Origin of the sequence: Shouchella rhizosphaerae (assembly GCF_036700015.1) — a bacterium.
GTDB lineage: Bacteria > Bacillota > Bacilli > Bacillales > Bacillaceae_D > Shouchella > Shouchella rhizosphaerae.
In genome coordinates this window covers 2,960,317-2,986,829 of the sequence record NZ_CP144921.1, presented here as the reverse complement: position 1 = coordinate 2,986,829, position 26,513 = coordinate 2,960,317, and the positions used below count along the sequence as shown (strand labels likewise).

Annotated in this window: 25 protein-coding genes; 1 reads left to right on the top strand and 24 read right to left on the bottom strand. The window is 47.3% G+C overall.

Going from position 1 to position 26,513, the window contains the following annotated elements:
* Position 1: 1 nt before the first annotated feature.
* From V5G21_RS14795 to V5G21_RS14755, 9 genes are all read right to left on the bottom strand, one after another.
* Complete coding sequence (locus V5G21_RS14795; RefSeq protein ID WP_338464881.1) at positions 2-1,822, bottom strand: LXG domain-containing protein; 1,821 nt, start codon at positions 1,820-1,822, stop codon at positions 2-4.
* Positions 1,823-1,841: 19 nt separating this feature from the next.
* Positions 1,842-2,105, bottom strand: a complete 264-nt coding sequence (locus tag V5G21_RS14790; protein WP_251225805.1) for a YwqI/YxiC family protein — start codon at positions 2,103-2,105, stop codon at positions 1,842-1,844.
* An 18-nt stretch (positions 2,106-2,123) separates the two neighbouring features.
* Complete coding sequence (locus tag V5G21_RS14785; protein ID WP_338464879.1) at positions 2,124-2,507, bottom strand: DUF5082 domain-containing protein; 384 nt, start codon at positions 2,505-2,507, stop codon at positions 2,124-2,126.
* Between the two features lie 628 nt (positions 2,508-3,135).
* Positions 3,136-4,194: an ABC transporter permease gene (locus V5G21_RS14780; protein WP_051881231.1), complete on the bottom strand. Its 1,059-nt coding sequence runs from the start codon at positions 4,192-4,194 to the stop codon at positions 3,136-3,138.
* Positions 4,191-5,417 (bottom strand): ABC transporter permease, encoded by a 1,227-nt coding sequence (locus V5G21_RS14775; protein WP_338464878.1) that lies wholly within the window; start codon positions 5,415-5,417, stop codon positions 4,191-4,193. The genes V5G21_RS14780 and V5G21_RS14775 overlap by 4 nt, the downstream gene beginning before the upstream one ends.
* Before the next feature lie 9 nt (positions 5,418-5,426).
* A complete protein-coding gene (locus tag V5G21_RS14770) occupies positions 5,427-6,356 on the bottom strand; it encodes an ABC transporter ATP-binding protein (protein ID WP_011245901.1) in 930 nt (309 codons plus the stop codon).
* 162 nt (positions 6,357-6,518) lie between these two features.
* Positions 6,519-7,151, bottom strand: a complete 633-nt coding sequence (locus V5G21_RS14765; protein ID WP_011245900.1) for a response regulator transcription factor — start codon at positions 7,149-7,151, stop codon at positions 6,519-6,521.
* Complete coding sequence (locus V5G21_RS14760; protein WP_338464877.1) at positions 7,129-8,241, bottom strand: sensor histidine kinase; 1,113 nt, start codon at positions 8,239-8,241, stop codon at positions 7,129-7,131. Before V5G21_RS14760 ends, V5G21_RS14765 begins: the two co-directional genes overlap by 23 nt.
* A gap of 16 nt (positions 8,242-8,257) precedes the next feature.
* The gene (locus tag V5G21_RS14755) at positions 8,258-8,773 is read right to left on the bottom strand and encodes a GNAT family N-acetyltransferase (protein ID WP_338464876.1); all 516 of its coding nucleotides are present in this window, start codon (positions 8,771-8,773) and stop codon (positions 8,258-8,260) included.
* A gap of 142 nt (positions 8,774-8,915) precedes the next feature.
* Here V5G21_RS14755 and V5G21_RS14750 point away from each other — a divergent pair, with 142 nt between their 5' ends.
* A complete protein-coding gene (locus V5G21_RS14750) occupies positions 8,916-9,863 on the top strand; it encodes an ABC transporter substrate-binding protein (RefSeq protein ID WP_035204831.1) in 948 nt (315 codons plus the stop codon).
* A 132-nt stretch (positions 9,864-9,995) separates the two neighbouring features.
* On the opposite strand, the gene V5G21_RS14745 is transcribed toward V5G21_RS14750, so the two are convergent.
* The 15 genes from V5G21_RS14745 to purC form a co-directional block, all read right to left on the bottom strand.
* Positions 9,996-10,754: a glucose 1-dehydrogenase gene (locus V5G21_RS14745; protein WP_304527884.1), complete on the bottom strand. Its 759-nt coding sequence runs from the start codon at positions 10,752-10,754 to the stop codon at positions 9,996-9,998.
* 25 nt (positions 10,755-10,779) lie between these two features.
* Complete coding sequence (locus V5G21_RS14740; RefSeq protein ID WP_011245895.1) at positions 10,780-12,132, bottom strand: gluconate:H+ symporter; 1,353 nt, start codon at positions 12,130-12,132, stop codon at positions 10,780-10,782.
* 24 nt (positions 12,133-12,156) lie between these two features.
* On the bottom strand, positions 12,157-13,197 hold the full coding sequence (locus tag V5G21_RS14735) for an NAD(P)-dependent alcohol dehydrogenase (protein ID WP_338464875.1): 1,041 nt from the start codon (positions 13,195-13,197) through the stop codon (positions 12,157-12,159).
* 42 nt (positions 13,198-13,239) lie between these two features.
* The gene (locus tag V5G21_RS14730) at positions 13,240-13,992 is read right to left on the bottom strand and encodes a glucose 1-dehydrogenase (protein WP_011245893.1); all 753 of its coding nucleotides are present in this window, start codon (positions 13,990-13,992) and stop codon (positions 13,240-13,242) included.
* A gap of 141 nt (positions 13,993-14,133) precedes the next feature.
* Positions 14,134-15,144: a LacI family DNA-binding transcriptional regulator gene (locus V5G21_RS14725; protein ID WP_011245892.1), complete on the bottom strand. Its 1,011-nt coding sequence runs from the start codon at positions 15,142-15,144 to the stop codon at positions 14,134-14,136.
* A 154-nt stretch (positions 15,145-15,298) separates the two neighbouring features.
* The gene (locus V5G21_RS14720) at positions 15,299-16,423 is read right to left on the bottom strand and encodes a M20 family metallopeptidase (RefSeq protein ID WP_011245891.1); all 1,125 of its coding nucleotides are present in this window, start codon (positions 16,421-16,423) and stop codon (positions 15,299-15,301) included.
* Between the two features lie 365 nt (positions 16,424-16,788).
* Entirely contained in the window at positions 16,789-18,084 is a 1,296-nt protein-coding gene (purD, locus tag V5G21_RS14715; RefSeq protein WP_035204828.1) for a phosphoribosylamine--glycine ligase, read from the bottom strand.
* 10 nt (positions 18,085-18,094) lie between these two features.
* A complete protein-coding gene (gene purH, locus V5G21_RS14710; RefSeq protein ID WP_011245889.1) occupies positions 18,095-19,630 on the bottom strand; it encodes a bifunctional phosphoribosylaminoimidazolecarboxamide formyltransferase/IMP cyclohydrolase in 1,536 nt (511 codons plus the stop codon).
* Positions 19,627-20,211: a phosphoribosylglycinamide formyltransferase gene (gene purN, locus V5G21_RS14705; RefSeq protein ID WP_035204825.1), complete on the bottom strand. Its 585-nt coding sequence runs from the start codon at positions 20,209-20,211 to the stop codon at positions 19,627-19,629. The genes purH and purN overlap by 4 nt, the downstream gene beginning before the upstream one ends.
* Positions 20,208-21,245, bottom strand: coding sequence for a phosphoribosylformylglycinamidine cyclo-ligase (gene purM / locus V5G21_RS14700; protein ID WP_035204822.1), 1,038 nt, complete (start codon positions 21,243-21,245; stop codon positions 20,208-20,210). Before purM ends, purN begins: the two co-directional genes overlap by 4 nt.
* A 23-nt stretch (positions 21,246-21,268) precedes the next feature.
* On the bottom strand, positions 21,269-22,681 hold the full coding sequence (purF, locus tag V5G21_RS14695) for an amidophosphoribosyltransferase (RefSeq protein ID WP_011245886.1): 1,413 nt from the start codon (positions 22,679-22,681) through the stop codon (positions 21,269-21,271).
* Positions 22,657-24,882, bottom strand: coding sequence for a phosphoribosylformylglycinamidine synthase subunit PurL (purL, locus tag V5G21_RS14690; RefSeq protein ID WP_035204817.1), 2,226 nt, complete (start codon positions 24,880-24,882; stop codon positions 22,657-22,659). The genes purF and purL overlap by 25 nt, the downstream gene beginning before the upstream one ends.
* Positions 24,866-25,549 (bottom strand): phosphoribosylformylglycinamidine synthase subunit PurQ, encoded by a 684-nt coding sequence (gene purQ / locus V5G21_RS14685; protein WP_011245884.1) that lies wholly within the window; start codon positions 25,547-25,549, stop codon positions 24,866-24,868. Before purQ ends, purL begins: the two co-directional genes overlap by 17 nt.
* Positions 25,546-25,797 carry a phosphoribosylformylglycinamidine synthase subunit PurS gene (gene purS, locus V5G21_RS14680; RefSeq protein WP_011245883.1) on the bottom strand — a complete coding sequence of 84 codons (252 nt, stop codon included), beginning with the start codon at positions 25,795-25,797 and terminating at the stop codon, positions 25,546-25,548. Before purS ends, purQ begins: the two co-directional genes overlap by 4 nt.
* Complete coding sequence (gene purC, locus V5G21_RS14675) at positions 25,790-26,509, bottom strand: phosphoribosylaminoimidazolesuccinocarboxamide synthase (protein ID WP_035204815.1); 720 nt, start codon at positions 26,507-26,509, stop codon at positions 25,790-25,792. The genes purS and purC overlap by 8 nt, the downstream gene beginning before the upstream one ends.
* Positions 26,510-26,513: the final 4 nt, after the last annotated feature.

Below are 26,513 nucleotides of genomic sequence, written 5' to 3'. Positions count from 1 at the left end.
TCTAATCCATTTTAAAAATTATTTCTGCTACATCATTTGTTCTTTCATTAATTTTTTGTTTAATGTCTCTTAAAACATCCCTTGAGACATTTTGACCCCTAACATCAATAATAACAGATTGCTTTGTTTGTTCAGGTAAATCACTTATCCGCTTATTTATTTGCTTTGACACATTTCTTATTAAGTTACTTCTACCAGAAGATGTAGTCACTTTATAATTCTTAACTTCTATGCTATGACCTTTGATATAGAAATCTGGTCTTGAACTATTTTTAGTGCCATGACTTACTTCATTACCTTGCTTATATGATACTTGGTCACGATACCCAGGATATTCTTTTCCTACATCAATTTCAGACTGTCTCCAAGATGGTCTAGTTTTATCTGTACCCTTCCCCCCAGTCTCCACCTTCCTCACCTTCGACAAGTCATATCCGAGTTCGGCCACTTTCGCTGGCTTCACTAAAATAAACGTCGTTGCCAGGGCCTTCTCCCCGAGCGAAGCTTCTGGGTCGGCGAGCGTGAGGAAGTCACCGAAGAAAAAGTCGGCTACCGGATCTAGAAAAGTCCTGATGTTGTTCTTATACGCGATCCCGTCGGCGCCAACACGGGCATCCTTCGTCGGCCCGGGATAACGCCCGTCTTTGTATACTTCCTCGTCAACTTCGGCTATGAGGGGACCGTCGCCGGGAGGGTTGTTTTCAAGGTACGCTTGCATGGCTGCGACTTCTTCCTCGGTTAAAACAGAACGCCCTGTGGCGGCTACTTCCGAAACGGCCGTTTGAATCGCTTGGGTACGGAGCTGGGCTTGATACCATTGGTATTGGATCGGCACCAGCTGTTTCAGTTGCCGTGTCAGGATTGCCGGTGAGACGGTCGCGTTTGACGGCAAAGTCGATAGGCGCGCAAACAACGGGAAATACGCCGGGGTAACGGCATGGGTTGCTCCCATCGCTGGCGCTCGGCACGCTTGCAGCGCCTGCTCATTGCTTAGGATGGCACTGACAGGGAAATGGTTCAAGTAATACCAGTTAGCTGCTTTCAGGCTACCGTATAGAGGGGCGTAGGCGCCTGTATACAGAAATTCGAGCGGCAACACGTCTTGGTACAGCTCCCCTTCGCGGCCTTCGACATGGCTTCGGTCTAGTGGCGCCATTTGGAGCGCTTGTGTCACCACATTTTGGTACAGCTCTTCCATATTGGCATCGATCTCCGCCTGCGTTTCTGGGGAAGGGATCACGCCGCCACTGGTCCAGTTGGCTACTTGGCTGACGACAGTCGTCAGTTCTTGCAAGGTGCTTTTTGCGCTTGAGAGCACCGTGTCGTTGGCTTCGTCCAAGTTACCAAGCCTTTCCGCCGTTACACGGACATGGTCTTTGCCTTGTTGGGCGTAGCGAAGGACTGGTTCCATCGAGAACGGGGGCAGTGGCAATAGGTCGGCGATGGAAGCGCGAATCGACTCAATCGCTGTCGCGTCTGCGATCGCATAGCGCTCGACTCGGTCCAGGCCGGTTTTGACATCGGCGAGAAATTCTTCCCGGATCAGAGCGGAGCTGCTTTCAAAGTTGAGCAAATTCGAGCGGATTTGCTTCAATTGTTCGATGTATTGGCCGATGAAAAGCTGGAACGCCGCCAATACAGGGAGATGGAGCGTCGCAAAATGGTCTTTGATTGCTTCGCCCCCTTCGCCTTGCAGGGAATCAAGGTGAATGATCTTCTGGATGCTGGCCTGCAAGCGTTCGAGCTGGGCTTGATCGTGAAGCTTTCGTTCCACGATTTCGTCAAGGGCATCGAGTACTTCTTGTACGTCAAGTGTGTTCATCCGTCTGTTCCTTTCTCTATTATCGGCGGCTTGCCAGCATCTTGTCCACGACTCCGTATGTTTGAACGAGTTCTTTCGTTTCTGCTTGTACGTTTTTGACCACGTCTAAGTAGCGATTTAATTGTTCGGCATACCCGCTTTCTACTTCCATTAATGAATGGATAAAGGCCATCGAAGACGTATGGATCGCAGGCTCGTGGGCCGAGACGGAAAAGCTGGCCTGTTCCCCGGTTTCGCTTAAAGCGCTGAGCACGGAGCCTTCGTCGATTTTGATTTCAGGCATCGGTTCTCTCCTCCTTTCCTATTTCGCCGCTTTTAATGTTTGGAGCGATTGTTGTTTTGTGTCGATCACGATTTGGCAAGAGGCAATCGTGGTTTGGAGCCGCCTCGTTTCCATTTCAATCGCGCGCATCAGTTGTTCCGTTTCGTCTTGTACGTTCGTGTAAGCCAGTTGCATATGGCGGCGAATGTCATCGTGCGTCGATTCGGCTTGGCCGCGCCACGCATCATGGTCTAGCTCTGGTTCGCTCCCCCATTTTTTATGGTCGTGAAGAGTCGCTTGTTCGGAAACAAGCGCTTGTTTGGCCGCCCGCAATCGCTCCAATTGCGCTTCTGTCTGGAAAAGTTGCGCCCGCATTTGGCTAATTTCATCGTGGAGCTTGGCTATTTCGGTTTGATCGGCCATCGGCCATCCTCCCCCCTGGTGGTTTCATCCTTCCGTCTAAAAAAATGGCTATTCATTCCATTTCATTTTAAAACAACTGTTCGAAATCGTCTATTCAATTTTTTATAGAAAAAGCGCTTTTTTATCCCGCCATAATTAAATGGGGGGCGTTGCGATTGAATTAAAATAACAACGCGCCCAAACTAGGACTGCATTTCTATATTCCGCTCTGAACTAAGAATAATCTCATCGTTTTAGAACAAAGCTTCCGTTCATTTTTCCACATAAATTTATTAGACTTAAAAAACTCGCACTTTTTTAACGATACATCGTTCAGGAGGTTCTGTATAACAGTGAAAATAGTAGATTACTTGTTTAGGTTGTTAATTGTAACCTTTTGCTTGTTATCGCTTACTCTTTCAACGCCTTTAGCCTCAACCTTCTTTGTGGCGATTTTGTTTTTATATTTTGTTTTCTTGTTTTTTAAGGAAAAGGATCGGAAATGGCGCTATTTGAATTTGGTTTTAGGTTTTTTCTTTCTATCTTTGGTGTTGCTTTTCACTTAAAAAACCGCTCTGTCAAAGATATAAAAAAACGGCCTCTTCCTCTTTGCAACAGGATTCAGCCGTTTTTTTAAACGTATTTTTGCTTAGAGTGCTTTTCTTTCCATCAGCCGAATGCCAATTCCTGTTACGGTTAGTCCGATAAACAACAGCACAGATGTCGGCAATAAAAATTCGGCTAGGCTTGCGCCTTGGTATGTGGCTCCTTTCATCATGTCTAGCGCATGCCTAATTGGGCTCAAATACGAGAGGGCACGCATCGTTTCGGATCGGACAATTTCTAGCGGCCAGAAGGCGCCACCAATCATAGCGAATACGGTTGCGACAAGGGGAATGACGGCATTTAGTTGCTGGCTTGAACGGACAATGCCGCTAAGCAGTAAGCCAATCGCCATAATTGCAAACACGTATGGGATAAGAACAAGCGACAATTTCCAGAAGCCGCCATAATAGTCGTAACCGAAAACAACGTTAAACAGGACGAGTGAAAGGAAAATTTGCACGTAAGCGAGCAAAAATGAAAATAAAAGATTGCCAGCATATAAAGCTGTTTTGGAAGCTGGCGCTAAAATGAGCCGGTTCCAAATCCCTTCTTCTTTTTGCCTGAGCAAACTCATGATTGAAAAGCTCATTGTAAAAATAGCAAAGTAGAGTGCGAAACCGAATAGCGCTTGCAACGAGCGGTCAAAATTCGTTCCTTCTTGCATCGGCTCCGTTTTAATAGCAAAGCTTCCTTCATCGACTATATCCGTTACTCCTGCCTTGGCTAAGCGTTTGTTTGCATAATAATGGTTAAGTTCTGCTTGTATAAGTGGAACAAATGTCGAGCCTTCATAGGCGGCATGAAGCGTATAGTCGAGTTCCCCTGCCTCAATCACGCCGTCTGCCTGCTGCTTGCTCAGAAGCTGCATTGCCTCTTCTTCGGAAACGATACGCACATTCCAGTTGTTTTCTTCCCAATCCGTTGCTAAGTCCTGTAATTCTGGCTTGCTTAATTCCGTTGAAAACACATGCACGACTTGCGCGTTGCTTCCGCTCGTGCCCCCTGCAATAAGCGCAAAGATGATCGTGAGGCCAAGCATAAATACCAATTCAACTGGGTTGCGGATGACATCTCGAACCAATTGGTAAAGAACAGCTTTCACGATTCCGCACCTCCTTGCCGCGGAAAAAACAGCCAAGCGATTGCAAAACATAGACATGAAAATCCAGAAAGCATAAGAATAGCTGGACGTATCTCTTCAAGAGCCGCCCCTTGAGCTGCTTGTAAAAAGGCAGTTAGCGCACGGCCATTTGGCGTCCATTGGCTTAGCTGCGCCAATAAAGGCGACAAGTCGCTGACTGGAAAAAAGCTGCCGCCGACAGACGCAAAAATGGTGATGATAAAAAACATAAATTGGTTTGCGACTTTTTCAGAGCGAAAGCGAAACTGAATCGCGGTGATGAGCAACGCGACGCTGGCGACAGCGATGCCAAGCATGAGCGAAATGAGCAATACCGCAGGCCAATTGCCAATTTCGATTCGAAATAAAGCCAAGTTGACGGCAAAGATTAACATCAATTGAATGAGTACAAGGAAAACGGTCGTCACGCCTTTGCCAACTAAATATCCTACTTGTGAGACATTGGCGAGAATGAGCCGAGCGTAAACCGATGTTTTCTTTTCCATATACGCATACGATGCCATAAATCCGGCTGTGTAGAACACAAACATGACGCCCATTGCAAACATGTAATATTCAAATGCCGATATAGGCTGACTGCCTTGGTAAATAACGTCTCCGATTCCTTCTAACATACTTGATTCAAGACCGGCGTTTGCCAAAGCTGTCTGTGCATAAAATTGGTCGATAAACTGTTTCATAATTGCCTCGACAATCGCTGCTTGCTGCGGCTCGCTTGTATTGGCATAAAAAGTGAACGTGCCAGTCGATTCCCCGCCCCCGAGAAATTGCTGTTCCCATATTTGCGCCCGGGAGCCTTCGCCAATATGCAGAACGCCAGCATACTCCTTGTCCCTTGCTTCACTGAGCTCATTTTCATAATGAAACGTGATGCTGTCCAAGTCTTCTGTGCTCTCAACAGTTTCAATCAATAATTCTGGAACAGACAGCTGTTCAGCTAAGCCTAAAACGGCTGTTTTTTCTTGGGCAGGCCAATCATCCAGCTCGTCAGAAAAACGCTGTACCGCGTCCGCAAGTGTCTCATCTGAAACGATAGCGACGTCGATTTTTTCCGGCATGCCTGTAAACGCGTCTCCTAGGGCAAAACCAAGAATTAGAATAAGCACGAGAGGCATGAACAACATCGTGACCAGCGCGCCTTTGTCCATTAAAAGCTGTTTTGCGTCTTTTCCTATATAAAACATATATGCCTCCTAATCCCGCAACGACCGGCCAGTTAAGTGCAGAAATACATCTTCTAGCGTCGGCTGCTTGATATGGATGCCTTTTACAGTAGTACCGCTGTCTTCAACCATATGCAAAAGCGTTGGAAACAAATTATTTTTTGCTGAAACGATGCGGTAGCCTTCGTCTGTCTCCTTTAAGGCCTGCACATGTTCATGGCTGGCTAGCTGTTCTTTTAATTCCGCCGTTTTCACAGCAACTGTTAGCTCATAAGTGGATTGAGGGCTAATAATCCGCTTGATTTCGCTTTGTGTGCCTTCTGCAATGACAGAGCCACGGTCGACAATATAAATGCGATTGCACAAAAACTCGACTTCTTCCATGTAATGGCTTGTATATAAAATAGTCAGCCCTTTATGTTCCTGGAGGTCTTTAATAAAATCCAGCAAATGCCGGCGCGAGTGTGGATCAATGCCTACCGTTGGTTCATCTAATATTAAATACTCAGGCTTGTGGATGAGGGCGACGGCTAAATTTAAACGTCGTTTCATTCCCCCTGAGAACGTCCGCACAGGTTCTTTTTTTCGATTTGTCAATTCCATCAAATCCAATAATTCGGCTACCCGCTGTTTTAAAGCAGCTTTTTCAAGTTTATAAAGCTTCCCGAAAAACAATAAATTCTCTTCCGCCGATAATTCTTGAAACAGGGCGATTTCCTGAGGCACCACACCAATTCGGTTACGAAATGGCTTCAACTGGTTTGCGACTGGCTTGCCTTCAAACCGGATCTCCCCTGCTGTCGGCTTTGTTAGTGTCGTCAACATGTCAATTAACGTCGATTTGCCCGCTCCGTTTGGACCAAGGAGGCCAACGGCTTCCCCTTGCCGTACATGGAGATGGACATTTTTTACTGCTTCTACTGCAGCAAAGCTCTTTGAAACCCCTTCTAGTTCCAGCATTCTTTTCCCTCCCTTGTCACTATTATCATACGCGTGCTGCTTCGTTATATCGATTCACTGCGGTCATAAAGTGCTTATCCCCAAGCATGACTTAAGTCATCTTTTTGGAGACAAGGGGCAACAAGCCGTGCTTATGCCCATTTCGGCTTTTTGCACGGCTTGTTAAATATCATGTTTGACTGCAAAAATGGCTAGCTGTGTCCGGTCACGCACCCCTAGTTTGATAAACAATTGGCTAATGTAATTTTTAACTGTCCCTACACTTAAATAAAGTTCAGCAGCGATTTCCGCATTGTTGCGGCCCTGCCCCACTAGGCGAATGATCTCTTTTTCCCGCTCAGCTAAAGGTGGAATCTGTTCTTTCTCCTGCGGAGCTGAGTGCTGCAGAAGCTTTGGCATGACCTTTGCCGCCACTTGGCCATCTAAGACGAGTTCGCCTAAAAGTGCCTTTTCAATCGTAGCAAACAAACTTTCCATATCGGCATCTTTTAATATATAGCCCTTTGCTCCAGCTTTAAGTGCCTCAATCGCATAACGTTCATCAATAAACGTCGTTAACATAACGATTTTCACATTTGGATCCCGTTCAATCAGCCGCTTTGTCGCTTCAATGCCTGTCATCACAGGCATACGCACATCCATTAGCACAAGGTCAATGACATGGCGGCCAGCTAAATCAACAGCCTCTTGCCCATTCTCAGCTTCAATCACTTGATAACGTTGACGATGCTCGATCATCATTTTCAAACCTTGGCGGACAATTTGTTGGTCTTCAGCTAAAAGAATCGTTTTCAATTGCCGTCGTCCTTTCTATCGGAAAAGCACCTTCTACTATAAACATCCCGTCTTCATTGCTTGCCCGAAACCAGCCATGCAACTGTTCAAATCGATTGCGCAACTGCGTCAGTCCAAATCCTTCACGAACCGCTTCTGGCTTTGCTTCATTTTTTAATGTCGCTACATACGTCCGTTTGCCGACAACTGCTAAGTGGACATCAATCTCTTTGGCATAAGAATGACGCATGGCATTCGTCAATCCTTCTTGGACAAATCGGTACAGCGCCACGTTCTGTTCCTCTGAGAGCGGCACAGACAGAGCTCCAGCTTCTGTTGTAAACGTGACGCGAACATGGCCCTCTGCCTCTAACTTGCGAATGAGGCGAATAATCATCGCTACGCCCCGCTCTTCTTCACTTTCCAGTGCTCTAACTGCACTGCGCATTTCTGCGAGCGCTGTCCGGGCGGTTTGTTTTGCCTCTGCGATTACCGGATCTTGGACCTTCATCTCTGCGACTTGCAGCTGCATCATTAGCGCTGTAAGCTGATGGCCGACGGAGTCATGAACGTCTCTGGCAATCCGTGTACGTTCCCGCTGCTTCGCGGCATCTTCATGTTCAAGAAAACGGCGACGCAGTTGTTTCTGCTCGTATTGGAGTTCATCTATTTTTTCTTGTTGCTGGCGGTTTTGCCTTTGCCATAAGGCAAATTGCCACATCATATAAAACAAAATAACCGTAGTCAGCAGCCAGACAAACGTAGCCGCTATACCCGTTGGGCTACATAAAATCGACGCAGCCACTAAAGCGCTTGGCAAGGCGCCTGCCTGCCATTGTCCACTACTTGTTCGTGCAAATGGATAAACAGCCAGCAATATTGGCACGAGCCAAGCTGCGTCCATTCCAGCTAACAATATGTATACGCACGCTATGGCTGTCAGCAAACTATATAGCCACATGAGGCGCCGCCATAGCGGTTCTGAAAGCAGACCGCCTAATATCAATCCACTTGTGAGCCAAAACAGTGGGTCAACAAGTTGCGTCTTGTCACTGAGCGGCCAAATGACAATTCCTGCAAAAATAAAGGCAACGCGCACCCAATACGCCACGGCGCACACCTCCTAGTTAATCGCCATTTGGTAAATGCTTGTAATACAAATTCGTCCCTCGTAAGCCACCATAAGGATTTTGGGCAAATTGGGGAATCATCCCTGCAAACGTATAGCCACTTGTTTTGTACAATACATTCGAGGGCGCGCCTTCTTCCGTATCTAGGATGAGCAACGTCCGGTTATGTTCCATTGCTGTTTTTTCGGCAACGGCTAGCAATTTCCGGCCTATTCCTTGCCGCCTCGCTTTGTTAGCGACCATGAGCTTGGCTATCTCGGCACGGTGGCGACCATTCGCTTTGTCGACGAGGTGAAGTTGAATCGTTCCCATTACGTTATCATCTGCTAAGGCCACCCACACATGGGTATGCTCTGAGAGTTGAAGCGATTGCCAATACGCTTCTGCCTCTTGTTTTTCCATAGGGGCGATAAAGCCAATCGAAGCTCCGCCGTCTACAGTGTCTACCATCAGTTTAGCCAACTGACCAATATAGCGACCTACACTTTCTAGTTTGCTGATTTCAACACTCATCCTACCCCATCCTTCTCTCTTCCTACCGTTATTATAACGTAGCTGTTGCATTTTTGCTTAAAGATCTCTATTTAAGCTTGACATTGATAACGATTCTCAATATGATACTTTATAGATCGAACAAGAGAGGACGTCTATTAAAATGAAATCCCGCAATCTCGTTACAGCCTGTATGGCTACCGCATTATTACTTGGCGCTTGCCAAAGCGAAAACGAAAACAGTTCCGATGCTGGTTCTGCTTCCGAACCAAAGACGGTGACTGACGGAGTAGGCAATGAAGTCACGATTCCTAACAAGCCTGAGCGCATCATCGGCTCTTACTTAGAGGACCCTCTTGTTACACTTGGAGTGACACCTGTTGTCCAATGGTCGGTTGCCAGCCGTGAATCCACTCAAGTGTATTTAGAAGAATACCTCGAAGGAATTGATCCAATTGATTCAGTGCTTCCCCTCGAAGCAGTCATGGATGCTGAACCAGATTTGATTTTTGCGCCAGGGGAGACTAGCTTGCAAAGCGGCGATTATGAACAATACAATTCAATTGCACCTACTTATGTATTAGACCAGGAAACGGCCGATGATTGGCGGGCGGCGTTAACAGAAATCGGCGAAGTGCTCGGTTTAGAAGATAAGGCAGCTGAGGCGCTTGCTACTTACGACGCCCGTGTTGCTGAAGTAAAAGAGGCATTAAATGAAAAAATAGGCGACAGCAAAGTTGCTGCCGTTTGGGTGATTGGCGGCGATTTTTATGTCGTTGCGCCAGATGTAGCTAGTGGTGCCGTGCTCTTTGAAGACTTGGAGCTAGAACCGGCCAATGCCATCGCGAATCTGCCTGAAGATGCTGGCGCCCACTGGAATCCGATTTCCCGTGAGGCGTTGGCTGAACTTGACGCAGACTACCTTTTCCTTGTAGACGGCGACCCAGATACAATCGAATCATTGAAATCAGAAGCGATCTGGTCCGGCATTCCAGCAGTTGAACAAGGCAACGTGTTTGAAGTTTCAGGTAAAAGCAGCTGGCTTTATAACGGCTACCAAGCCAATATGCAAACGATTGATTCCGTTTATGAACATATTATCGGTGAATAAACGTGAAATGGAAATGGAAAAAGACTGGACTCTGTTTATCCAACAGAGATCCAGTCTTTTTCGGTGCTTCGCTAACCGGAAAGCGAGACGGCATGTTCTTATGGGAAGACGGAAAAACCGCCGTCCCTGAGATTACCTGCCTAACCATCCGCCGTCAACAGCAAGCAAATGGCCGTGCACATAACTAGACGCCTCAGAAGCCAAATAGATAGCTGCACCAGCAAAGTCGTCTGCACTGCCCCAGCGCCCTGCCGGAATTCGTTCGAGAATTTGACGGCTGCGGACAGGATCGGCGATCAATGCTTCATTCATATCGGTCGCGACATAGCCAGGTACAATCCCATTTACATTGATTCCTTTTGACGACCATTCATTCGCCAGTGCTTTTGTTAACTGGGCGACAGCTCCTTTTGCTGAAGCATACGCAGGAATGTTGATTCCGCCTTGAAAAGAATTCAGGGAAGCGACGTTAATGATTTTTCCCTGTCCATTTGCGAGCATGTGCTTGCCCGCTTGTTGGCACAACATCCAAACCGCCTTTAAATTCACTTGCATCACAGCATCCCAATCTTGTTCAAGAAAATCAACAGCAGGGGAACGCCGCTGAATGCCTGCATTGTTAATCAATATATCGACTTTCCCCATTTTATCGAGCGCTTGTGGAATGACTTGCTTCACTTCTTCAAGTTTACTTAAATCGGCTTGGATCGATGCGCACCGCACCCCTGTTTCTTCTTCTAGTTTTGATTTAAGCGAGTGGTTTTCAGTACGTTGCACGAGAACAAGATCTGCACCTGCATGTGCTAAGCCTGTTGCAATTCCTTTTCCAATTCCCCTGCTTCCTCCTGTAATCACGGCTACTTTTCCTGATAAATCAAATAAGTTTTTCATGTTTCCCTCCGTATATCTCCTTTGACTAAACAAAAATACTTAATATGAATACGAATAGAAGCCCACAAACGGAAATAATTGTTTCTAACACGGTCCAGGTGGCAAATGTCTCTTTCATGGTTAAACCGAATGATTCTTTGACAATCCAGAAGCCTGTGTCATTTACGTGTGAAGCAATAATGCTTCCTGCTCCTGTTGCCAACACCATTAGGGCCACGTTTACGTCGCTTCCTTCCATGAGTGGAATAACGAGCCCTGCCGTTGTTAGGGCTGCAACAGTAGCAGAACCTTGGGCCAAGCGCATAAGGGCTGCAATCAGCCACGCCAAAACGAGTGGGGATAAGGCACTGTCAATAAAGAGAGACGCCACATAGTCCCCTACTCCGCCTACAATTAGTACTTCTTTTAACGATCCGCTTATCCCAAGAATTAACAAAATCATCGCAATTGCCTTTACAGACTGCTCAGCTGATTCCATTAATTGAGCCATTGTCCGTTTCTGGGAAATGCCCATTGTATATAAAGCAAGCAACAAGGACAAAAACATAGTAGAAGTCGGCATGCCGATAAAAGCAACGACATGAAACAACCAATGGTCTGGGAGGTTTGCCGCTTCTTGCAAAAGGCTAGTGACAGTGGCAATTCCCATCAATAGAACAGGAAACAAAGCGGTAAGCGCACTTTTTGCAAAGCCAGGCGTATCTTCAAGGGGCATCGGTTTGCTGTCGCCAAGTGCTGCCATTCCGCCTTTGTTCGCTTTTTCAAACGCGTCAGGTACAAATTTTCGTGCATACTTTGTAAACAGCGGGCCAGCAATCAGCACGGTCGGAATTGATATAATAAATCCATACAGCAACACCATCCCAATATTTGCGCCAAACTCTCCAGCAATAACTGTCGGGCCTGGATGGGGCGGGAGAAAGGCATGCGTGACGGAAAGCGCTGTCGCCATTGGCAACCCTAAATAGAGAAACGACAAATTCACTTGCTTTGAAATTTGATAGACAATCGGAATAAGAAGGACAAGCCCAACTTCAAAAAAGAGTGCGATCCCGAGAATAAAAGCAGTTAAAACAACCGCCCATTGAATCCGTTTTTCACCAAAAGCGTCAATTAACGTTGTTGAAATTCGTTGGGCCCCGCCGCCGTCTGCAATCAGTTTTCCTAAAATTGCTCCGAACCCGAAAATGAGGCCAACACTTGCTAATGTGCCGCCTAGGCCTCTTTCAATCGACCCAACGATATCTGAAAGTGGAATGCCTAACGCAATTGCAAGTAAAAATGTAACGATTGCCAGTGAAATGAATGTATTGACTTTCCACTTCATAATCAAAAGCAATAGAACCAAAACTCCAACAGCTGTAATAAGCAGTGGCATACCAATTCTCCCCTCTGTTCTACGTTATTTATCTGGGTGGATGATGACTTTTATGCTTTTGTCTTTATTTGATGCAGCGTAGTCAAATGCAGCGCTTATTTGACTCATCGGGAAAAAATCGGTCAATAACAATTGGGCCGCTTCTTGTTCCTTTTCCAATAAGGCCAACGCATGTTTAAACGTATGGCGGTAACGGTAGATCGGTTGGTAAACAATTTCCCTCTGCATCATCTTCAGCAACGGAATCGTAGACTTTGCTCCTCCAGGAAAGCCTATTCCGCCGATAGTGCCTCCCCTTTTTAGCAAGTTCACTGCCATATCAAATGCAGCTTCTGCACCAGACGTATCAATGACCATATCAAACCCGCCTAAACGATCGGCTTCAGCCAAAAGGCCGGCCCTGTCTGCTTCATGGTTGCCTTGAATTGTATCCATTGCGCCAATCTTTTTGGCGATTTCTAGTCGGTACGGTTCGATGTCTGTGACGACAATGTTGGACGCTCCGTACCATTTGGCTGCAAGGATCATGCACAATCCTACAGGCCCCATTCCCATAATGACGATATTCGAACCTGGTTGAATCGATGTCTTTTGGGCTGTGTACAACCCTACAGAAAGAGGTTCCGCAAGAGAAGCTAATTCAAACGACAGGCCTTCTGGCATTTTATATGTAAATTTAGCTGGATGGCATATATATTCCATCAATACGCCGTCATTAGGCGGGCTGGAAAGAAACAATACTTTTGGGCAAAGGTTATAGTGACCTACTCGGCACGAAGAACATTCGCCGCACGGCAATCCAGGCTCAATGACAACATGGTCGCCTACGTTTAAATCTGCTACTTCTGGGCCGACTTTTGTAACTACGCCTGCACATTCATGCCCAAGGACAAATGGCGGCTTTGCGACCCTCTCTCCTATGCGGCCATGCTCGTAATAATGGAGGTCTGACCCACAAATACCGACGGCTTTCATCTGAATCAAAACTTCGCCTGCTCCTGGCTCTGGCTTGGTCCGCTCTTCCAACTCAATCGTTTTTAAAGCTTTTAACACGGATGCTCTCATTATTTATTCCTCTCCTTCTTAATGTTTCCTACCAGACTATCCCTAACGGGCTGCATACCCGCCATCGACTGGCAGGATGACACCGCTTACATAATTTGCTGCATCGGATGCTAAAAATACTGCGGCTCCCCCTACGTCTTCTGGGGTTCCCCAGCGCCGAGCAGGAATGCGGGCATTAATTTGCGGAAGCCTCTCATTTGTTTCCTCTAACAAATCCTTGTTCATTTCCGTTGCCATATAGCCTGGAGCAATGGCATTCACTTGCACACCATAGCCAGCCCATTCGTTTGAAAGCGATTTCGTCAGCTGACCAACGGCCCCTTTGCTTGCTGCATAGGCAGTGGCATTGAATCCGCCAAAGAATGTAAGCATAGACGCAAGGTTGATCATTTTTCCACTTCCCTGCTCTACCATTGTCTTTCCGAAAAATTGGCATGCATGGTACACGGCTGTATGGTTGATTTCCATCACTTTATTAAAATCCGTTACTGGGAGATCAAAGCAAGCACGCCTATCATGAATGCCTGCGCTATTGACAAGAATATCTACTTTTCCGTTTAATAGAGAAATTGCTTTTTGAAACGCCTCTTCTCTGCCTGCAAATGTAGACAAATCGCCATAAACACTGTGAACTTTAAAACGTGGCTTTAATTCTTGGACAATATGGTCAAGTTGATGCGAAATATCAATAAGCACCACTTCTGCGCCAGCGTTCCCTAAGGCGGTGGCTATCCCTTTTCCTAATCCTCTTGCTCCTCCAGTAACAACCGCTTTCTTTCCCGTTAAATCAAACATGAATAGCCCCTTTCAGGATCATTTAATCGATTAGATTTCCTTTTAACTTTGAGTCTTACTGTTCAATTTAATCGATTAGATTTTCTTGTAAGCGTTTTTATTATTGTAAACAATCACCTCCCTAATGTAAACCCTTACAATTTATTTTTTCCATCCACATGTTTTCCGTTTAATCAGTTCAACAGGCAACGTCACCTGAAGCTTCCTTGAATCTGTTCGGTTTTTCATCTTCTCAATTAAACGTTCGGTTGCTCGTTGCCCGATTTCAAACCGGGGCATCCGCACAGTCGTTAATTGGACAGAGCGCAAGTTAGCGAGAAATAAATCATCAAATCCAATGACAGCAAGATCGTCAGGGACGCTCAAGCCTTTGTCTGAAGCTGCGTCAATTGCTCCAAGTGCGCCGATATCGCCGATGTTAATGAGCGCCGTTGGCCGTTTATCTTTTGGCAGTTCAAGTAAGCGCATACATTCTTGATAGCTTTTTTCATAATTAGCTAACCCAGTTGGCAACCACTCCTCCAATATATGAAAACCCGCTAGCTCCATTGCTTTTTTATATCCTAGGGTACGTGTAGCATCAATGGGCGAGTGTTGGACCCCTCTCATAAAAGCAATTTTTGCATGGCCTAACTCGATCAGATGGTTGGCCGCCTCAAAGCCTCCTTGGAAATTGTCAGCCATTACGGTATCAATGTCCATTTCAGGGCAACGATGGGCTAAAACAATGGGGTACCCTTCTTGTAAAAGTTGTTCGAGAAAAGGCACATCCGTGTTTAACGCAGTTGTGACAATCAATCCTTCGACAGTGCCTTCTCTTAATTGCGAAATGGCTTTTGGCAAGCTTCCCTGTTCATCATTTGTATTCATAATCGTTACTGTATACCCTTCTTTCTTAGCCGTCTCTTCACATGCTTTAGCCAAGTCAGGGTAAAACGGGTTTGCAATGTCAGCAATAATTAAACTAATCACTTTGCTTCTTCTTACACGCAATCCTCTTGCGACTGCATTGGGTACATAATTTAATTCTTTTATAGCACGTTCGACCCGTTCTCGTTTTTCTGGGCTCACATACCTCGTATTGTTTATTACATAAGAAACGGTTGCTGTAGAAACATTCGCGCGTTTCGCAATATCTTTGATAGTTGGCATCCCATCACCCCTCCGCTACATGCATCGTTTGTCTAGTTATAGCAAAGAGAATAAACATCTAGACTTCAAACACGTTGCATCTATCATTCTCTTTTGCAGCTTGGCAACCTCAGGAAACAGCTTTTTGCTGTTTCCTTGATGCCATTTTTCCTATTCATTTGGACAATCGAACAAGCGTCCGTTCCAAAAGCAATGATCGCTCCTGAAGGGAATCGATTTCTACATACTCCTCTTCGCTATGAGGATTGCCGCCAACAGGGCCCATGCCGTCAATCGTAGCAACCCCTAATGCCGATGTGAATGAGGCATCTGATCCGCCCCCTGTCGCTGTTTCCGTTAACGTGAGATCGAGAGCTTGTGCTTCCTTTTGGATCACGTTAAACAGATCGACCGTCTGCTCATTCCGTTCCATTGGCGGCCTTGTGATCCCGCCTATTAACTCAATGGCTGTTCCCTCTACGGTAGGAGTCTTGCATATGCTCTGTATTTTTTTCTCCAAAACAGCTGCTTGTTCAAGCTTAGAAATGCGGATGTCTATGCTTGCTTCGGCATAGTCGGCAATTGTGTTGACGGATGTCCCGCCTTTTATTAGGCCGACATTGACATTTGTGCCCGCTTTTTGATCGGATAACCCGTGAAGGGCAACGATTTTATGCGCAAGCTCCTCAATCGCGCTTCTCCCATTTTCTGGTTCAATGCCTGCATGGGCAGCTTTTCCGTTCACTTTCATGACATAAGTACCGCCGCCTCGCCTTGCTGTTACAAGGGAACCGTCTTTGCGTGCCGGTTCCATGACGAGGACTGCTTTTTTGCCTTTTGCTTCGGCTTCAATGATCTTTCTTCCAGAAGGCGCGCCAATTTCCTCATCGCTCGTCAGCAAAATGGCGATGTTCTGTAAGGCGGAATCATGGTTTGCCGCTAGCGCAGAAACAGCTGAAAGCAATGAAACATGGCTAGCTTTCATATCGACTACCCCAGGCCCATAGGCACGGTTTCCTTTGATTGAAAAAGGGCGTTTGGCTGCTGTGCCTGTTGGAAAAACCGTATCTAAGTGGCAAAGCAACAGAATGGTTGGATCACGTGCTTCTTGATGGGTGATCGTCATGTGGTTCCCATAGGTGCTTTGCTCATGGATAACGGCTGAAAACCCTAATGCTTTGTATTGCTCATAAAGAAAAGAGCCTACTCGGTCGATTCCCTCTTTGTCATAGGAACCGCTATCGATATTTACTAGTTTTTCAAGCAAATCTAGCATGTTTGCTTTGGAATAAGTGCCCACTCGCCGGATTCCTCCCTTATATTACTAACATCGACGATCAGCTAATAGCCAATCCGCCGTCGTCAAAAACAAAACAAGCAGTATGACAACGTCAACATCTCTTGATCAATCGTTGCACGGCCGTTCATTTCCATTCTTTAAAAACGATATGGATCCATTATAGCGAAAATAGGGCTCTTGCTCTAGCAAATCAGCACATTGTTTGCTCGATTGACAGGATAATTCCAAAAAAGACCAATGGCACTCATCCCCTAGCGCCATTGGTCACGTTGTAGACAAACGCTCGTTTACGTTGGCGTTTGCGCAAGTCAATTGTTTCAAAGCAAGGAAACCGCTGTTCATAAACGCACATCCGAGTCGATCGCCTACACTCCTCGTCTAACAACGGTACTCTGTTGCTTCGCCGCTTCCATCGCTTTTACTGCAATATCATTTCGGTAATACAAGCCGTCACTTTTAATTTCTTTCACAGCTTGATAAGCAGCCGCCTGGGCATCGGCAATCGAATGCCCAGTGGCAGCAGTCAACAAGACGCGCCCGCCATTGGTTTGCCAAACGTTCCCTTGCTTTGTTGTGCCTGCATGGAACACAAGACCTTTCGTTGCAGCTGCTTCAATGCCAACAATGGACACGCCTTTTTCATAGGAGCCGGGATAACCGACACTCGCAAGGACGATGCCGACAACCGCTTCTTGTTTCCATTCAAGTTCTACCTTGTCTCCGTTTAGCAATTTCACCATCACGTCAATTAAATCAGATTTTAGCCGTGGCAAGACCACTTGTGTTTCTGGATCGCCGAAGCGGGCGTTAAATTCGATTACTTTTGGCCCTTGGGCGGTCATCATCAAGCCAGCGTATAAAATGCCTGTAAATGGCCGGCCTTCTTTAACCATGGCGTCCGCTGCTGGCTGCAATACTTCTACTACAGCGCGTTCCACGTCCGCTTGTTTGAATTGTGGAACAGGCGAATAGGCTCCCATTCCGCCTGTATTCGGGCCTTGATCGCCATCATAGGCACGTTTATGGTCTTGGGCTCCGACCATTGGCACAACGGTATTGCCGCTCACAAACGCCATAAGCGATAGTTCCTCGCCCTCGAGGTATTCTTCGACGACGACTTGTGCGCCTGCTTCGCCAAATGCACTTTCGACTAGCACATGGCGGAGGGCAGCGATTGCCTCCTCCTCTGTCAAAGCGACGGTGACGCCTTTGCCGGCAGCAAGGCCGTCAGCTTTTACTACAATCGGCGCTCCTTCTTGCTTTACGTATGCTACCGCTTCCTCGTAATCGGAAAACGCTTTGGCTTTGCCCGTTGGAATGCTGTATTTTGTCATGATCTCTTTCGCAAACGACTTCGACCCTTCAAGGAGCGCCGCACTTTGGCGCGGGCCGAACACAGGCAACCCTTCCTCTTCAAAACGGTCAACAAGCCCTGCCAACAGCGGCGCTTCTGGCCCAACAATTGTTAAGCCAATATCGCTTTGGATCGCAAATTGCACGAGTGCGTCATGGTCTGATTCGGCAAGCCCTATGCATGTAGCGACCTCTTCCATTCCTGGGTTTCCTGGGGCTACATAGACATTGTCGACTAGGCTGCTTTGTTTCGCTTTCCATGCAATCGCATGTTCGCGCCCGCCGCCGCCAATAATAAGCACATTCATAGGTACCTCCTTAATGTTTGAAGTGGCGTACGCCTGTAAAGACCATGGCGATTCCATATTCATCTGCTTTTTCAATCGATTCGTTGTCACGAACGGAGCCGCCTGGCTGAATAATCGCGGTAATGCCCGCTTTTGCGGCTGCTTCAACTGTATCTCCATACGGAAAGAACGCATCCGATGCGAGGGCAGCGCCTTGCGCCCGTTCACCTGCTTGTTCAATTGCAATTGCTGCGGCACCGACACGGTTCATTTGGCCAGCGCCAATGCCGACTGTCATTTCGCCGTTCGTAAGCACAATTGCGTTTGATTTCACATGCTTGACAACTTTCCAGCCGAGTTTCAACGCCGTCCATTCTTCTTCTGTCGGTTCCCGTTTCGTTGGAATGCGGATGTCCCCGTCGTCAAAACCTAAATGGTCTTCTTCCTGAATGAGCAAGCCGCCATGGACGGAGGCAAGCTTTTTCTCCAGCTCGCCTTTAGTAACAGCGACTTCTAGCAGACGGATGTTTTTTTTCTGCTGCAAAATCGCTTTTGCCTCTTCGCTAAATGAAGGGGCGAGAATGACTTCTAAAAAGATCGCCGCCATTTTTTCAGCAGTTGCACGGTCCACCTCTCGGTTCAGGGCTACAATGCCGCCAAAAATTGATTTCGGGTCTGCTTCATAAGCGCGCGTATAGGCTTCGCCAACAGTGGCGCCAGTGCCAACACCGCATGGGTTCATATGTTTGACAGCTACCGCCGCAGGTTCGCTAAATTCTTTTACGATTTCAAGCGCTGCATTGGCATCATTGATATTGTTGTAAGACAATTCCTTGCCATGAAGTTGTTTTGCTTGGGCAATGGATGACGGCGAACTTGTCCTGCTTTCATAAAAAGCAGCTTTTTGGTGTGGATTTTCCCCGTAACGGAGCGTTTGTTTATGTGTATACGTAACCGTCAAGCTTTCGGGATTTTCCTCGCCAACGGCATCGGTTAGGTAGCTGCCGATCATCGCATCATAGGCCGCTGTATGGCGGAATACTTTTGCAGCTAGTTTTTGCCGTAGGGCAAGTTGCTCTTCTTTGCTTGCGTCAAGGGAAGCAAGCACAGCGTCATAATCGGCTGGATCTACCACTACTGTTACATCGGCGTGGTTTTTAGCAGCGGAGCGGAGCATGCTCGGACCACCGATATCGATGTTTTCGATCGCGTCAGCAAATGACGCGTCTGGGTTGGCGATTGTTTCTGCAAATGGATACAAATTGACGACAACATAATCAATCGGCTCAATGCCAAGTTCTTCTATTTGTTTGATATGTTCATCGTTAGTGCGCATCGCTAAGAGGCCGCCGTGGATGTTCGGATGGAGTGTTTTGACACGGCCATCTAAAATTTCCGGAAAGCCCGTTACATCTGACACATTGACAACAGCGATGCCCGCTTCTTCTAATGCCCGTTTGGTGCCGCCGCCAGTAGATAGGATCTCCACCCCTGCTTCTGCCAACCCTTTTACAAATGGGATTAAGCCTGTTTTATTTGATACACTAACAAGTGCTCGCTTCGTCATTGCTGTTCCCCCTCAACATGCTCGTTTAAAACTTGTTTTACAACCGCCGGATAGAGCGTGTGCTCGACGGCTTGGATTTTTGCAGTTAACGTCTCCCGCGTTTCTCCTTTGGCAATTGCTACTTGCTGTTGGGCAATTACCGGACCTGTATCCATGCCTGCATCGACATAGTGGATGGTTACGCCTGTGGTGTCTGCCTTTGCCTCCAATGCTTGGCCTATTGCGTCCAAACCAGGGAACGCAGGCAAAAGCGATGGATGGATATTGATCATCTTTCCCTCATAGGCTTCAAGCAACGTCGGTCCAATCAACCGCATATAACCTGCTAACACAATAAAATCGATGCCTTCTTTTGTAAGAAGCGTCAAGATTGCTTGTTCATAAGCGGCTTTATCGGAAAAAGATTGTGGGGAAAGATGCTCCGCCTTCACCCCCAAATTCCGCGCTTTTTCGAGTACTGGAGCATGTTGCTTATCGCTGACGACAAGCGCGACTTCTCCGCCAAGTTCGCCTGTTTTTGCTGCTTTGATGAGCGCTTCGGCATTCGTTCCCGTCCCAGAAGCAAAGACCGCGACCTTCATGCACCAATGCCCCCAATCACCGTTCCTTCTGTTGGCGTTACCCGCCCAATAATATAGGCGTCTTCCCCATTAGCTTCAAGAGTGGCGAGCGCTTGTTGGTGTTTGTCCTCAGGTACAGCGAGCACCATGCCAATGCCCATGTTAAACGTATGAAACAAATCCTGTTCAGATAGACCGCCTTGCTCTTGGATCAATGAAAAAATCGGCGGTATCGGCCATGAACCGTAGTCAATATGAATGCCTACGCCTTTTGGCAGCATGCGGGGAATGTTTTCGTAAAAGCCGCCTCCGGTAATATGGGCTGCACCAGCAAGCAACCCTTGTTTGAGGCAGGCAAGCAACGGTTTTACGTAAATTTTTGTCGGCGTCAAAAGCTCTTCTCCAAGCGTCTTGCCTAGTGTGGCACATTCAGTCTGCAACGTCAGGCCTGCATCTTGCAACAATACTTTGCGGACAAGGGAAAAGCCATTGCTATGAAGACCGCTTGATGGGAGCCCAATCAGAACATCCCCTGCTTGAATATGTTCGCCTGTCAGCAAGTCTTTTTTCTCGACTGCCCCGACTGAAAAACCGGCTAAATCGTACTCGTCTTCCTCGTACATGCCAGGCATCTCCGCCGTCTCCCCCCCAATAAGGGCACAGCCTGCTATTTCACAACCATCGGCGACGCCTTTGACAATCGCTTCAATTTTTTCTGGCACTGCTTTTCCACAAGCTAGATAATCCAAAAAATAGAGCGGTTCAGCTCCTTGTACGACAATGTCGTTGACACACATGGCGACTGCATCTTGGCCGATTGTGTCATGCTTATTTGCCATGAAAGCAATCATTAACTTCGTGCCAACGCCGTCCGTTCCTGATACGAGTACAGGCTCTTTTAACCCTAACGTAGAAAGGTCAAAATTGCCGCCAAATCCGCCTAGACCGCCAAGTACCCCTTTTCTTGCTGTTCGTTCCACATGCCGTTTCATTCGGTTTACTGCTTCGTAACCAGCTTCAATATCGACCCCTGCTTCTTTATATGCGTTTGACACGAATGCTCTCCTCCGATTCTTTGCTATACTTTCGCGTGCGGATGCACGGTGTCGGCATAAATCTCCGTTGGGTATTCGCCTGTAAAGCAGGCAAGGCATTGCCCGCAATTATGCATCGCCTCAGAACGGCCAATCCCTGCTTTTAAGCCTTCAGTCGACAAAAAAGCAAGTGAATCAGCCCCCATGATTTCCCGCATTTCTTCGATTGAGTGGTTGGAAGCAATTAATTCTTCCGTCGTCGACGTATCAATTCCGTAAAAGCACGGATGTTTAATCGGTGGCGATGAAATGCGGACATGGACTTCAGCTGCCCCTGCATCACGAAGCATATGGACAATGCGGCGGCTAGTCGTTCCCCGTACAATCGAATCGTCAATCATAACAACTCGTTTGCCTTCGACTACGCCACGCACAGGGGAAAGCTTCATCTTTACCCCTTGTTCCCGTAATTCTTGTGAAGGTTGAATAAAGGTGCGCCCGACATAGCGATTTTTAATCATGCCCAACTCATAAGGAATGCCAGACTGCTCAGCATAGCCAATTGCTGCGGAAATGCTGGAATCAGGCACGCCTGTCACCACATCCGCTTCCACTGGCGCTTCAATCGCAAGCTGTTTTCCTAAATTTTTTCTCGCTGTATGAATATTGATGGTATCCACGTTTGAATCTGGCCGCGCAAAATAAACGTATTCCATGCTGCAAATCGCCCGGTTCCCTGGAGAAACAAAGCGTTCGCTGCGCAAGCCTGTATCGTCAATAATGAGCAGTTCACCTGGCATTACTTCACGCTCATAGGTGGCGCCAATGATGTCGAACGCACATGTCTCTGAAGCAACGACATACGCATCGCCTAAACGTCCGATGGAAAGAGGACGCAACCCATTTGGATCAAGGGCGACCATCAGTTGGCGCTCATTCATGACAGCAAATGCATAGGCGCCTTTTAAGGAAGACAGCCCATTTTTCAATTGTTCTTCTAACGTATAGTAGCCGCTGCGTTTAATGAGATGGGCGAGCACTTCCGTATCCGATGTGGACTGGAAGATCGACCCTTGTGCTTCAAGCTGGTGTTTTAAGTGATTGGCGTTGACAAGATTGCCATTGTGCGCAATCGCAAGACCGCCTTTTTGCGAATTGAAATACAACGGCTGGACATTGGCATAGCCGCCTCCACCGGCCGTCGCATAACGGACGTGGCCAATCGCGCCCTTCCCTTGAAGATTACGCAAGACATCTTGATTAAACACATCATTGACTAGGCCGAGCCCTTTATGGGCAGAGAGCTTGTTTCCGTCGGACACGACAATGCCTGCGCCTTCCTGGCCGCGGTGCTGGAGGCTGTGCAACCCATAATACGTAATTTGCGCAGCTTCTTTATGGCCCCAAACGGCAAATACGCCACATTCTTCGTTCAAGCCTTTGATTTCAGTAAACATGGAATAGCCCCTTTCCAGGCTTTCACTAATTCATCTTGGCAAAGGTCAATGACAGCATTTCCATTTTCGTTACGAATCGTCAATTTTCTACTTTCCGTAACAGCCCCGACGACAACCGCATCAAGGACCGTATTTTCAAATCGTTGTTGATCGCCAGGCTTCACAGTGACAATAAAACGTGATTGGCTTTCGGCAAACAGTTCGGCTGCGCTTAGGGATAGACTGACTTCAGCGCCAAACGGGCATTCCATCATTTTTTCTGCTAAGGAAACGGCAAGCCCGCCTTCGGCAACATCATGGGCAGACTGGACGAGCCCTTGTTTGATTGCGCTCAACAATTGCTGTTGGCGGGCTTTCTCTACAGCCAAATCAATTTCCGGCGCTTTCCCTGACAGTTCGCCAACTAGCATTTTTTGCAGCTCGCTGCCGCCAAACTCTGCTTTTGTTTCACCGATTACATAAATCAAGTCACCTGCATTTTTAAACGACTGCGTCGTAATATGAGCAACGTCTTCAACCAAGCCAACCATGCCGATGACAGGAGTTGGATAAACAGCACCGCCAGACCGTTCATTATAAAGCGACACGTTGCCGCCAATGACAGGCGTCCCTAGCTCCCGGCATGCTTCGCTTAAGCCATCGGTCGATTTTTCTAGCTGCCAGAAAATTTCTGGTTTTTCCGGATTGCCGTAATTCAAGCAGTCTGTTACGCCAAGTGGCTTCGCTCCTGAACAAACAAGATTCCGCGCGGCTTCCGCAATCGCAATTTTGCCGCCCATTTCTGGATCTACATACAAATAGCGGGAATTGCAATCGGTTGTCATTGCTAATGCTTTATTCGTACCGCGGATGCGGATCACCGCAGCGTCTGAGCCAGGCTCGACAACGGTATTCGTTTGCACCATATAATCATATTGCTCATACACCCATTCTTTGCTGGCAATCGTTGGCTGAGCCAAAAGCTTCAGCAGCGTTTCATTCGCTTCTGTGATTTCAGGAATATAAGGGGCCTGTTGTTGAAAAGCATCAAAATAGGCAGGCACTTTTGACGGCTTATGGTAAACAGGGGCATCTTCTGCCAGGGCATCAACGGGCACATCGGCCACGATTTCGCCTTTATGGGTTAAGCGGAGCCGGCGATCATCTGTGACAACACCGACTTCCACAGCATGCAGGTTCCACCGTTCAAAAATCGCTTTAATTTCGTGTTCTCGCCCTTTTTCAACAACGAGCAACATCCGTTCTTGTGATTCTGACAACATCATTTCATACGGCGTCATCCCTGCTTCACGCTGTGGCACTAGGTCCAAGTTCATTTCGATCCCTGACCCTGCTTTGCTCGCCATTTCGGATGAAGAAGATACGAGGCCAGCGGCACCCATATCTTGGATGCCAATAAGCGCATCCGATTGAACCGCTTCTAGGCAAGCTTCCAACAACAGCTTTTCCATAAACGGGTCGCCGACTTGGACAGCTGGCCGTTTGGCATCGGAGGCTTCGCTTAACTCTTCAGAGGCAAAAGTTGCGCCATGAATGCCATCACGACCTGTGCTTGCGCCGACATACATAACGGTATTGCCGACACCTTTTGCTTGGCCTTTTTGAATGTCTTTATGGTCGATCAAACCGACGCACATTGCGTTGACCAGGGGGTTCGCTTCGTAGCACGGATCAAATTGCACTTCTCCGCCGACCGTCGGTACGCCGACACAATTGCCGTACCCAGCAATCCCCGCCACAACTTCTTCAAACAAGTACTTCACTTTTTTTGATTCGAGTTCGCCAAAGCGGAGCGAGTTTAACAATGCGACAGGACGGGCACCCATCGAAAAAACATCGCGCAAAATGCCGCCGACGCCAGTCGCAGCGCCTTGGTACGGCTCAATGGCAGACGGGTGGTTATGGCTTTCAATTTTAAACACAACCGCCTGTTCGTCTTTAATGTCGATAATGCCTGCCCCTTCACCTGGGCCTTGGAGCACGTTCTCGCCGTCAGTCGGAAACTTTTTCAACAGTACTTTTGAATTTTTATAGCTGCAATGCTCAGACCACATGACGGAAAACAAGCCTGTTTCTGTGAAATTCAAAGGCCTGCCGACGATTTTTTCAGCCAGTGCAAATTCATCATCCGTCAAGCCCATTTCTCGATATAATCGCTCGGCTTTAATCGTTTCAGCGCTTGGCTCAAGAAGCTGTGACATGAGATTCCCTCCAGTTGCGTAAGATCGATGTAAAAACAGCCAATCCTTGATCGTTTCCGAGCAATGTTTCCGTTGCCCGTTCTGGGTGCGGCATCATGCCAAGCACGTTGCCCCGTTCATTGGTAATGCCAGCAATGTCGCCTTTGGAGCCATTGACATGCTCATTGTAACGAAAGACAATTTGCTTGTTTTCACGAAGCTTTGCTAGCGTTTCGTCATCACATTCATAGTTGCCTTCGCCATGAGCGACAGGAATGCGAATCGTTTGCCCTTGTTCATAGCCAGAAGAAAACATCGTTTCGTTGTTTTCGACAACCAATTCAACTGTACGGCACACAAATTTTAAATCAATATTGCGCTTCATTGCTCCAGGAAGCAAACCGGCTTCAAGAAGCACTTGGAATCCATTGCAAACGCCGAGTACTGGCTTGCCTGCCTCAGCCGCTTGGATGACTGCTGGCATAATTGGCGCAAAGCGGGCAATGGCTCCAGAACGCAAGTAATCGCCATGGGAAAAGCCACCTGGAAGAAGCACGGCATCAAAACCGTCTAAAGACGTTTCCGTATGGAAGACATATTCGACTTCCTCGCCAAGTCCGTCTTTAATGGCATGGTACATGTCTGCATCGCAATTAGAGCCTGGAAACACGATGACCGCAAACTTCATGATGGGACAACCTCCTCCACTTCAAAGCGGTAGTCTTCAATAACGGTATTGGCAAGCAATTTCTCACACATCTCTTTGACGCGCTCTTCAAGCTTTTCAGTAGATTCAAGCTGCAATTCCATATACTTGCCGATGCGGACATCTGTAACTTCCTGGTAATCCATCGCGTGGAGCGCACTTTTGACAGCGCCTCCTTGGGGATCTAACACACTTTCTCTCAAGGTGACATAGACTTTCACTTTATACATGGTAAAGCCCTCCTAGCCGGGATAAAATTTCTTGATAGCCTTCTTGTAAGTTTCCTAGATTTCTGCGAAAAAGATCTTTATCAAAACGTTCCTTTGTGTCTTTATCCCATAGCCGGCACGTATCTGGCGATATTTCATCGGCAAGGAGCAGCTCCCCTGCTTGCGTGCGGCCAAACTCAAGCTTAAAGTCAATTAATTGCACACCGACCGTAGCAAACAACTCGATTAACTCGTTATTCACAGCAGCGGCCATTTGTTTTAATTGCGCTACTTCCTCTGCCGCAGCGACGTCTAAAATGGCGATGTGGTCCTCGGTCACCAATGGGTCACCGAGGGCATCGTCCTTATAATAAAACTCCACAAGAGGCTTTTTCAGCGCAATTCCTTCTTCAATGCCAAGTCGTTTAGCCATGCTGCCAGCGACAACATTGCGGACGACTACTTCAAGAGGAATAATGTCTACTTGTTTGACCAGTTGTTCTGTGTCAGATAATCTCCGTATAAAGTGCGACGGAATCCCCTTTTTCGCAAGCGTGGCAAAGATGAGAGAAGAAATTTCATTATTGAGCCGTGCTTTGCCTGCAAGCGTCTCTTTCTTTTCCCCGTTGAAAGCTGTGGCGTCATCTTTATATTCGACCCACAGTTCTCCTTCTTCGCTGCTGCGGAAAATCCGTTTGGCTTTGCCTTCGTAAAGCAATTCCCCTTTAACCATTGCT